General features: G+C 40.2%; 11 protein-coding genes. 9 read left to right on the top strand and 2 right to left on the bottom strand.

Translation table 11 applies throughout. From position 1 onward, the window contains the following. From JMX13_RS13715 to JMX13_RS13115, 9 genes are all read left to right on the top strand, one after another. Positions 1-234: hypothetical protein (locus JMX13_RS13715; RefSeq protein ID WP_227686332.1), on the top strand; the 234-nt coding region annotated here is incomplete at its 5' end. A 402-nt stretch (positions 235-636) separates the two neighbouring features. Beyond that, positions 637-1,524, top strand: a complete 888-nt coding sequence (gene otsB / locus JMX13_RS13150) for a trehalose-phosphatase (RefSeq protein WP_201613243.1) — start codon at positions 637-639, stop codon at positions 1,522-1,524. Then, positions 1,521-3,098: an alpha,alpha-trehalose-phosphate synthase (UDP-forming) gene (locus JMX13_RS13145; protein ID WP_201613235.1), complete on the top strand. Its 1,578-nt coding sequence runs from the start codon at positions 1,521-1,523 to the stop codon at positions 3,096-3,098. Before otsB ends, JMX13_RS13145 begins: the two co-directional genes overlap by 4 nt. 18 nt (positions 3,099-3,116) lie before the next feature. Beyond that, the gene (locus JMX13_RS13140) at positions 3,117-4,199 is read left to right on the top strand and encodes an acyl-CoA dehydrogenase (protein WP_201613233.1); all 1,083 of its coding nucleotides are present in this window, start codon (positions 3,117-3,119) and stop codon (positions 4,197-4,199) included. Continuing rightward, entirely contained in the window at positions 4,187-5,047 is an 861-nt protein-coding gene (locus JMX13_RS13135) for a PIG-L deacetylase family protein (RefSeq protein ID WP_201613231.1), read from the top strand. Before JMX13_RS13140 ends, JMX13_RS13135 begins: the two co-directional genes overlap by 13 nt. Beyond that, positions 5,031-5,762 carry a class I SAM-dependent DNA methyltransferase gene (locus tag JMX13_RS13130; protein WP_201613229.1) on the top strand — a complete coding sequence of 244 codons (732 nt, stop codon included), beginning with the start codon at positions 5,031-5,033 and terminating at the stop codon, positions 5,760-5,762. Before JMX13_RS13135 ends, JMX13_RS13130 begins: the two co-directional genes overlap by 17 nt. Beyond that, entirely contained in the window at positions 5,759-6,433 is a 675-nt protein-coding gene (locus tag JMX13_RS13125; protein ID WP_201542936.1) for a glycosyltransferase, read from the top strand. Before JMX13_RS13130 ends, JMX13_RS13125 begins: the two co-directional genes overlap by 4 nt. 71 nt (positions 6,434-6,504) lie before the next feature. Continuing rightward, positions 6,505-7,152: a hypothetical protein gene (locus JMX13_RS13120; RefSeq protein ID WP_201613226.1), complete on the top strand. Its 648-nt coding sequence runs from the start codon at positions 6,505-6,507 to the stop codon at positions 7,150-7,152. 101 nt (positions 7,153-7,253) lie between these two features. Beyond that, the gene (locus JMX13_RS13115) at positions 7,254-7,763 is read left to right on the top strand and encodes a hypothetical protein (RefSeq protein ID WP_201613224.1); all 510 of its coding nucleotides are present in this window, start codon (positions 7,254-7,256) and stop codon (positions 7,761-7,763) included. A 296-nt stretch (positions 7,764-8,059) separates the two neighbouring features. On the opposite strand, the gene JMX13_RS13110 is transcribed toward JMX13_RS13115, so the two are convergent. Together JMX13_RS13110 and JMX13_RS13105 are read right to left on the bottom strand one after the other, a co-directional pair. Next, positions 8,060-8,914 carry an ankyrin repeat domain-containing protein gene (locus JMX13_RS13110; protein WP_201613222.1) on the bottom strand — a complete coding sequence of 285 codons (855 nt, stop codon included), beginning with the start codon at positions 8,912-8,914 and terminating at the stop codon, positions 8,060-8,062. 77 nt (positions 8,915-8,991) lie between these two features. Continuing rightward, the coding region (locus JMX13_RS13105) for a bacteriophage T4 gp5 trimerisation domain-containing protein (protein WP_413786323.1) at positions 8,992-10,476 on the bottom strand (1,485 nt) is incomplete at its 5' end.

The raw sequence follows: 10,476 nt of genomic DNA, 5'->3' as shown, positions 1-10,476 counted from the left end.
AAGGGTGGATGGAGAATGATCTACCTAAACTGTTTCGTGATATGGGATGTATCTCTTTTATTCTGGATTAACTATATAATGAAAAATCAGATAAATACTAAAGAATTTGAAAGCAGTCCATTAATTAAAAATAAGCCCCATCAGCTATCAGACCCTTATCAAGATTACGGTAAACTGAATTACGCTCAAAAATCAAGTCACATGATTTGGGTAGATATGAGGATCTATCATTAAATAATCTCAAGTTAATTACAAATTGTTTAATGCTATTGGATGATTTTACTTATCAAAAAAGCTTAGAGGAAAAAGAGAAAGACAAGGTAAAGTATTACAAGAACTTCGAATTACAAATGAGCGCACTACGCAAGAAGCTAAGTGCCATTGAATCCCATACCATGTATAGCGGTCTTTTATAAGTGGCAACCGTGTTTAAGGAGTTACAGAACTCACGTTAAACAGCACACTCTGGTCACTAGATTTTTACTTGGGTTATGGCAAACTTCTTATTAGATTCAACTGTTTAAGAATATCATCCCTATAGGCATATATTAGAAATACAGCAACTCTTAACAGGTAGAATGTTTCATATTTAGGTGGTCTCAGCGCAAGATGGTCTCTTACTAACAAGGAAGAAACGTGACTTCAGCAAAAAGCCCCAGCATAAATGGGCGACCTATCTATATTCCACCAAAAAACTTTGCTGACTATTTATCCCATCAGCAAGGCTATTGTTTGTTTCTAGATATAGATGGCACATTAGCCGATTTCACATTGAATCCTAAGGACAGCGTTATCCCAACGTCAACCTTAACTCTTCTACAAAAAATACAAACCTATGGTGTAAAAATTGCTGCTGTGACAGGACGCAGTTTGGCTGAAGCAAGACAAATGCTGTCTCCTTTAACATTACCGATCGCAGCAACGCATGGACTAGAAATAGCGTTTGATGACAGCAGTGACCATAATGAGACAAACGTTGTATCTGTTAATATTATAGAACTTGCTGTAATAACAGAATCTATTATCCAATCTTGCATTCCTTTTGATGACTTCATCGTAGAAAACAAACCCTATTCTGTCGCCCTCCATTTCCGGAAAAACCCTGCTTTAGCTGATGCGGCTTATACCATCATGGTACAAACCTTAAAAAGTCATGATAACTGGACATTAAAATCCGGTAAATATGTTTGGGAGGTGGTGCCAAAAGGAGCAAATAAAGGTAGCGCCATTCTAGCTTTACTAAAAAAAGTGCAGAGTAATAAGAGTGTTTTTCCTATTTTCATCGGTGATGATATTACGGATGAAGCAGGATTTATGGCTGTACAAGGTGAAAGTAAATCGCTAGAAGACGAACCACAGTTAATAAAAGGGATGGGAATTAAGGTCGGTTGTGAGCCTACTCATGCCAATTACTACGTCCATGACACTCATGAGGTGACTGTTTTACTAGATAGCTTTTTAAGCTTCTGCCAACAACATAATGCGTTAGTAAAAGAAACGGTGAAAGTGAGACACGTGGTATGAGCCGCTTAATCGTCTTGTCTAATCGGGTTAAAATGCCTGATAACAACCCAATGGCAGGTGGACTTGCAATAGCACTGCAAGACGTATTAAACGGAAAATCAGTCGTTTGGATGGGCTGGAATGGTAGAATTATCGAGCGCTATAACGATGATTATACTAATGAATTTAGTAGTATCAAACAAACTGCTTTAGCAGACGCTGACGCGCCGTGTGCCAATACATTCATCACTTATATGACCACTGCACTTACCACTGAGCAGTATCAGCAGTTTTACTGCGGCTTTGCCAACAATGTACTGTGGCCATTATTGCACGAGCGAGTTGATTTAATTAGTCAAGCGCCAGAGGATTACGCAGGCTATCAAACGGTAAACCACCTCTTTGCTAAGCAATTAAAGAAGGTTATTGAGCCTGATGATGTGATTTGGGTGCATGATTATCATTTTTTAAGTGTGGCATATCATTGTAGGCAGCTGGGTATTTGCAATCGTATCGGCTTTTTTTTCCACATCCCCTTTGTCTCATTACCTTTCTGGCAATCACTTGATAAAAGCGGTGAGCTCATTAGGCATCTTGCTCATTACGACGTGCTTGGTACACAAACTCAGCAAGGTAGAGCCAATTGCTTTGCTGTATGTCATTATTATTTAAAAGATTCGCTAGTAAACGTCTTATATGCCACGCAAGGTTTTAGCACCTTTACTCAGTCAAAAAATACGCAAATTATGCTTAACTTAGGTCTAAATCATCCTCACTATTTGCGGATTGATGCTTATCCAATCGGCATAAATGTGACAAGAATACAGCAGAAAATTAGCCACTTATCCTCGCAATATGACAAAGCCAATCAGAATAAAAAGACCATAAAACCTGCTGCCCAAAAAATTATTGCGGTGGACAGAATCGATTACTCAAAGGGGTTGTTAAAGCGTTTTTCAGCATACCGCGATTTTTTACAGCAAAATCCTCTATACCAGAATCAGCTGACGTTATTACAAATTGCCTGTCCTAGTCGCTTAGATTTGACTGCTTATCAACACCTCTATAATGATGTGAAAACTGCTATTAATGATGTTAATCAGCAGTTCTTATTCAGTAAGTGTAGAAATGATATTTCTGAAAATGAGAATATTATGAGTAGTTGGCAAGCTATCAACTACTGCGAAAGCGTCATAAGCCACGAGACACTAATGACAATGTTTTGGCAGAGTGATATCGGTTGGGTTAATTCGCTTAAAGATGGTATGAACTTAGTTGCCAAAGAGTATATTGCGGCTCAAAATCCTGACGATCCTGGCGTGTTATTGCTCTCACGTTATGCTGGGGCAGCTGAGCAAATGCAAGCCGCGGTCATTATAGATCCATACCAGCCAAAAAGTATGACAGAGGGTTTAGGGATTGCTTTGAGAATGCCGTTAGATGAGCGGCAGTCGCGCTATCAGTCATTACTGCAAGGACTACAACAAAATGACTTACAGGTTTGGCAGCAGAATTTTTTAAATGATTTGTATGATGTAAAAGGGCATCAAACAGATATTTCGCAATCTGTTACAGCCCAAATGTCTGACTCATAAGAATAATTAGGAGGCCTCATGTTACTGCTAAATGCAAAAAATTCTTTATTATCAGAGATGAAAGCCAGTATAGAAAATATCTTACGGGTTGATAATCAAGCTACTAGTACGCTTAGCTTAACTGATGCCTTACGTCATGATATTTTAAAAACCTTAATCACCTATAGCGATAAAATCCCGCATCCTGCAAGTGGTGCTAGCCCTGTAAATGGAGAAGTCTCAGGTACGTTGAGCCGTTGGCAAATTTTGGCTTATGTAGCAGGGATTGATTTAACGATTGCAAAATGGTTTGAGTCGCATTTAGACGCTCTAAGCATTTTACATGAGATAGGCTATACTAAAGCGAATCAAGGGTTATGGGCTGTTTGGGGAGCAGAAGGTAATCCTATACGTTATGAGCAAGGAAAAGTCAGCGGTATCAAAGCGTGGTGCTCAGGGGCCAATATGGTAGATCATGGACTCATAACGTATCGTAATGCTAATGGCCACGCGCAATTGCTTGTCGTAGATATGAGCCAATCAGGTATTGAGATTGATAACGAACAATGGCAAGCGGTAGGGATGCAAGCCACTGATACAGCGATATTACAGTTTCATGAAGTAGCAGCCGCTCAAGTTGGGACAGCCAATGCCTATCTAGAACGCGTAGGATTTTGGCATGGGGCAGCAGGGGTTGCTGCTTGTTGGTATGGGGCAACCGCTTATCTAGCAGACTATTTAATCAGCGCCTATCAGCAGAAACCAAACGATTATAAAGCCATGTATTTGGGTCAAATTAGTACGGCATTGGCAGTCACTCAGCAGTATTTTCATTATGTGGCTGATTTAATAGATAGTCAGCCACAGCTCAGCCATGAGCTTGCTATTCGTCAGTTAAGATTACAGGTTGAAAAAGTCGCTCGCCAAGTAATGGAGGTTATCGGACAGGCATTGGGAGCAGCGCCATTTTGCCGCCATGCCCATTTTGCAAGATTGTCAGCGGATCTGCCCGTGTTTATCCGCCAAAGCCATGGCGCTTTTGATATGCAAAAAATCGGCGAGTTAGCTGGCGCTTTATCCAATGACTTATCCAATGGGCAGAACAATATATGGCACCTATAATATCTAAAGAGGCTATAAAACGTATAAAAAAAGACGTCGCCGTCACGCATGCTGAAAGGCTTAAAAGCAACCATCCGATTGTGGGTAATCGTGTTATTGAAGGCGATGGCACCAGTCAAGAAGCTTGGCAAAATTGGGTAGGGTTGCAAGATTTGCCTCGATTTGATATTGCAAAAAGCTTTGCCCCAAATCAAAGAGTCTGCATCTTCGCCCCGCATCCTGATGACGAAGTGCTAGGCTGTGGCGGTCTGTTGCAACAACTGGCCGCGAATGGCAATCCTATTGTTCTTATTCACGTGACCAATGGCACACAAAGTCATCCGAACTCGCAAATTTATTCTCAAGAAAGCCTTGATACTATCCGACCACAAGAAAGTGTTAAAGCCCTGGAAGTATTAGGCATTGCTCACCAGGTCAAAACTATTGCTTTAGACTTAACAGATGGTAATGTCTTTAGCCAACAAGATCAGTTTCAGCAAAGATTAACCTCTATTATCCAGCCTAACGATGTTTTAATAACGCCTTTTATGCGCGACGGTCATCCCGATCATGAAGCAACCGGGCTAGTGGTTGCCTCATTTGCCAAGCAGTATCATTTAGCTTGTTATCAAGTATTAATTTGGGCATGGCATTGGGCAAAACCTGCTGATAATCGTATCCCTTGGCACCATGCTATCAGAGTAGATTTAACCCCTGAGCAACTACAACGTAAAATAGAGGCCATTGCCTGTTTTAAAAGTCAAATTACTGCGGATGAAAGTACGGGAAACCCTCCCATTTTATCCGCGCAAACGATTGCTAGAATCAGCCAACCTTGGGAGGTTTATTTGTATGAATCATACCTCTAAAAATAGCTTAGCTGACGTGAACCAATATGGTGGCTATTCCGAATCGTATTTTGACGCGTTATATAAGGATAATACCGATCCATGGCAGTATCAAACTCGTTGGTATGAAAAACGCAAACGTGATATTTGCCTGGCGATACTGCCACAATCTCAATATAACAATGCTATTGAATTGGGCTGCGGAAACGGCGTGCTTAGTGAGTTATTGGCTCAACGTTGCCTGGCATTAGTGAGTATCGATGGTAATCAACGGGCAGTGCAACTTGCTAAAGCGCGCTTGGCAAAAGTGTCTCATGTTAAGGTCATTCAGGGTGTGATTCCTAATAAATTATTGACTTTAAAAGATGCCGTTATAGAGGCTTATCCTTTATCAGGCAGTACGTCTACTAACAAGTTACCCTTTGATTTAATTGTCATCAGCGAGATTTTATATTATTTACCACCCAATGATATTGACACAGTGATCGCTTGGACTGAGCAAAACCTTGCTATAGGCGGTACGTTACTGTGTTGTCATTGGCGTTATGCTATCGATGGATTTACCATGACAGGTGAGACCGTGCATCAGCGCCTGCACCATGCTTTTAACCTTACAAGTAATGACAAGCATCAGGTTGCATTCACTCATCAAAGCCAAATGGTAGACAGCGATTTTTTACTAGACGTCTGGCAGCGTTGCCAAAGTTCGGTAGCTATGCAAGAAAAACTGATATGAAAATCGGTATTGTGATTCCTGCTCATAACGAGGCGATGACTATCGCCAAATGCTTGGCATCAGTACAATCTGCTATCAAGCAATTACCATCAACAATCAAAGCGTATCCGCTAGTGGTGCTGGATAGCTGCACCGATGATACGCAGTCCATTGTTAAAGCCGCGGGCGTTGATTACCTATGCTGTGATTATCAATGTGTGGGACAAGTAAGAGACATTGGTATTCGTCATGCGATCGCAAATGGGGCAATATGGCTTACCTGTACAGACGCTGACTCAGTAGTAACTGTGGATTGGCTAGCACAGCAGATTGAACATATTAGCCACCAACCGACAGATATGATTTGCGGGGTGGTAGACGTTGATAGCTGGGCACATTTAACCGCGCAAACTCGTGAAGATTATATTGCTCATTACCAAGATAAAATGGGACATCATCATATCCATGGAGCAAATTTAAGTTTTAGCAGTGAGGCTTATTTGGCTGTTGGTGGCTTCTCCTCTTTACCTTGTCATGAAGATGTAGATTTGGTCGGAAAATTTGAAGCTCAAAGCTATGCCATTACTTGGAGCAATCGCGTTCGCGTGATGACCAGTAGTCGGTTGCAAGCTCGAGCGGATGGAGGTTTTGCAGCATTTTTAAACAATTTAGAACAAAACAATCTACATTAAGATACGCAATATAAGATTGCGCTGACTTATCATTGAGTGTAAATATACTTCAACAATAAGGATTATAAATCATGTCAGATAAGCCTACTAGTAACGATAATATCAAGAATGCTTTAGAGTCTCTTGAGAATACAACAGAAGCGCCTTCAAATGATGGAGTAACGGGTGTTGAGGTCTTAAAAGGCGATACGGTAATGTATGAAGACGGTGACTTTGAAGATTACAATGCGGAAAAACAGGCTGACTCTAACAAAGACGATGACTCTAACAAAGACGATGAATCTAACAAAGACGATGAATCTAACACAGATGATAAGCATGGTATGACGATAGCCAATATCTATCAATGGGCGTCTAAACTTAAGGATGATTTTATCTCTGATAAAGAGGGGAAATCTGATTCCAATGACAAAGAGACATCTAGTAAATCTGATCAAGATGACAAGCACAGTGCAACAATAGCTAATATCTATCAATGGGCGTCTAAGCTTAAAGATGATTTTACCTCTGAAGCCTTTAGTATGACGCACGAAGTTTCTGAAAAAGCGGTTGCTATGATGCTTAATAGGCTTCTGGACGCTGCAGAGGCTGAGCTAAAAACCTTTGATAAGAACGCAGAAGACTCTAAAGAGCCAGTGCCCAATGCCACAGACGAACGTAGTAAAATTACTGATAAAAAAGATAAATACCAAAGTATGCTCGACCAACTACGAGGCTAATTAGCACTTTACTTTAATTTTACTTAAGGACGTTGAGATGAAGATAATAGAATGTATTAATAGCACCAACGCTGCCAACCATTGTTAAAGAGCAGCAACTCGTGCAGGAAAGCTTTATTAAATTAGAAAAGCTATATCTTGATCAGTCAACGAAAGAGCATGTCCAACGTATGCTTTCAATATTTTATAAAAAGGTTAACTCGTCCCATAGCGATCTTCGTTTCAAATTTAATGAAAAACAGATATTTTACGACTATCTAGATATCGCTATAAAAATACTACCTGCCAGATATTGGCGCATAAATATTAGTGCTTACCAAATGAAGCGTGCAATCAAACCTAAAAAAGGGGAGTTGAAGTATCAGAAAATAATGAATGAAGCAAAACAGCTAGAAACAATGAAAGAGTTTAAAGCTGACTATCGTCAATTGTCAAAGAACCTTACTAATTATGACTATTACAGCGGTTATTCATTATCAGTAATTAATCCTAAAGAAGATGTGATAGTTAACTCTACTAATAATGAAGCTACCCGTGCATCATCATCACTGATGAAGTATGTGATGCATTTACTGCTGATTGTGGATGTGAGTTTTGAGCTAGATAGATGAGAGAATATATACTAACAATTGATAAGCAGTCCTTATTTTTCTATTTATTTGCGTAGCGGAGTTTTTCAAGGTAAAAGATCGATCGTAGGCAATAACTCTCTTAGCCATAATAAATCTTTGTTGCTACGTTTAGTTTACCAAGTTTATCTCTACGGTTGCTTCAGCATAGCTCATTGCTGCTTTATTCAAGTAAATCAGTTTCCGATATAGTCGAGAATTATGTAGGAAGACATATAATTTTAAGTGCTGCTATACGGCGCATAAGACATTTTGTATAGACAACCAATATATAGCATTTAATCAATGGCTATGCCATTATCAACACCAGTAATCAAACTTTCTCGCATGTCATTTACTCGTTCTACTTCGCTGGCTCCTAAAAACTTCTTTTCTCTAGCTGTGGCATTCTCAAACCTTTTAATCGACTGCTCAATGCCCTTTCTATAAGACACTTCTACAGGATACTGGATACCGTAGTCTTGGATCATAATTTGCTTATACTTTTGAGCGGTTTGTAATCCTATATTATCATTTAAGTTCATCTGTATTAAACTTGCGAAACTATGTCCACTGGTGCTAACTTGCAAAGGATCAGCGCCTTTACTTAATAAATAGTCAATGGCATCGTGATTATTAATAGCATAAGCGGTCATAACTGGAGTAGTACCAGAAAAATAATCAGGATGATTGACATCTGTGCCATGCTCAATCAGTAAATCAAACAGCTGCTCGCTATAGCAATCATTGACCATTAAATCATCTAGAGGTGAAAGCGCGATGGTATGATCCATTTTAATGTTGTGTTCCAACAACATCTCTATCATAGCCTTATCACAATGACCTGCTGCTATGTTTAGATTGCTATGAGCACTGCCAATGAAAAGCAACTTATCAATGTCTGCCCCTAAATCAAGTAAGGTCTTAACTGATTTACGCTTACCCTTGGTCACCGCATAGTTTAAATAAGTCCATTGGTAGGTCCAGACACCGCGCTCTATACTGTCTCTGGTATTGACATCATAGCCTTCTTCTTTAACCAGTCGGGTAATCTCGTCAGTATCTTCGTTGAATATGGCTTCTGCCATAGCAACGTTGTCTCCTTGGAAGTACTTCTCTATATGCGCTTCTTTATAGTTCTTATGCGTATTCATATTGCTGCAACCTATGACTATTACTGTTATTAATAAAAGGAATATACTTCTCATATTTAAGCTCTTTTATAATTAACCTATAACCTCTTAGACAACGCTTTTCTCATACCATCCGTGTTGTGGCCTGTTTTCTTAGTATCATCTGTCGGAACCCTTGTTCTTGTACCAACTGCTTTTGGCAAAGCTCCTGACGTGTAGCCCCAAATACCTGCTGCTGGACTAAATGCCGCAACTCCTGCCATAACATTACCATTGTTATCCTGTGCCCAATTCAAAGGATCATTCTTAGTATTGTAGGCTTGTACGTGCTTTGTATTGTTGTCAGGAATGCCGTACTTATTTAAAGTCTTTGAATGAACTCCTGCTGCATTAAAGGTGTAAGTCGGGTAACCAGTAATAGACCCTGCTGTTGCCGCTAGTCCACCACCTAATGAATGTCCTGTAAAGGTAGTATTATTTTTATTAATTTTCGGGCTAGTTCTTAGCTCTTGAGCTAATTTGTAAGCCTTATCATATTGATCATTAGAAAGTCCAATACCTTGTGCACCATCTGCTATTAAGTCAGTCATTTTGGTAGGTTCTGTACCTCTCATAGCAACTGCATAGCCACTATTTTTCTCATTTTTATATATCGAGGCGTAAAATCCTGACTCATCGTCTTTAGTATTAAATAGAGCTGGGTTAAGACCAAGTTTTTGAATCTCAGCTTTACTTAAACGTGGATATGCCGGTATGCCTTTACCGTCATTATCATAAACATCCCTACTTAAGTCTATCATATCGATAACTTTTTGAACTTCTGCTTTACTGGGATTTCTACCATCTCCACCAGGACCTGCAAACAAATCCACCCTTTGATCTTCAGGAATTGGATTACCATCTTGATCCGTCACTATTACATTAGACTCATACTCATCACTATCACTACCTAGTACAGGAAGACCATCCGGCCCAATTTCAGCAGGCTCATCATTAACATAATCTGGTTCATCCTCCTTCCCACCATTACTAGCCCCCGGCGGATTGATCAGCACATCCTTGCCAATCACCTTATTCTCTTTCTCCGCTTGCGTGATGATGGTTGAGCCCGTAATGATGATACTGCCATCGGCATTCATCACCAGTGAGGACTTACCGACCGTGATCTTAAACTCATCGCCTGCAGTGATACTGTAGCTCTTGCCCACAAAGCTTTTTTTAATGCGTCCGATCTGCTCCGTTTGCATGATACCTACAGCGGTGTTCATGATCGTGCCGACTTGGGTTGCGTAGGCCAAGCCTACCGTCACCGACTTAGCCATCTTGACCAGTTCAGTGTTGTTTTTGTCGACGTTGAGCGAGCGGCTTTTATGCACATTCTCTTTTCTGTTCTTGTCTACATTTAAGGTGTCATTACCGTTGATGGTTTTGTCACGGTTGCCTTTGATAAGTATCTGTTCGCTCTTATGTACGGTCTCAGTACGGTTGCCGCCGATGTCAATGGTTTCATTCTCATCCACCCGCTCTTTTCTGTTTTGATGAATGGTAATGGTTTCATCCTTATCAACGACTTCAGTACGATT

The sequence above is a fragment of the Psychrobacter immobilis genome (assembly GCF_904846285.1).
GTDB lineage: Bacteria > Pseudomonadota > Gammaproteobacteria > Pseudomonadales > Moraxellaceae > Psychrobacter > Psychrobacter immobilis_D.
Note: the sequence above shows the minus strand (reverse complement) of the source record. Positions and strands in the feature narration are given on the sequence as shown.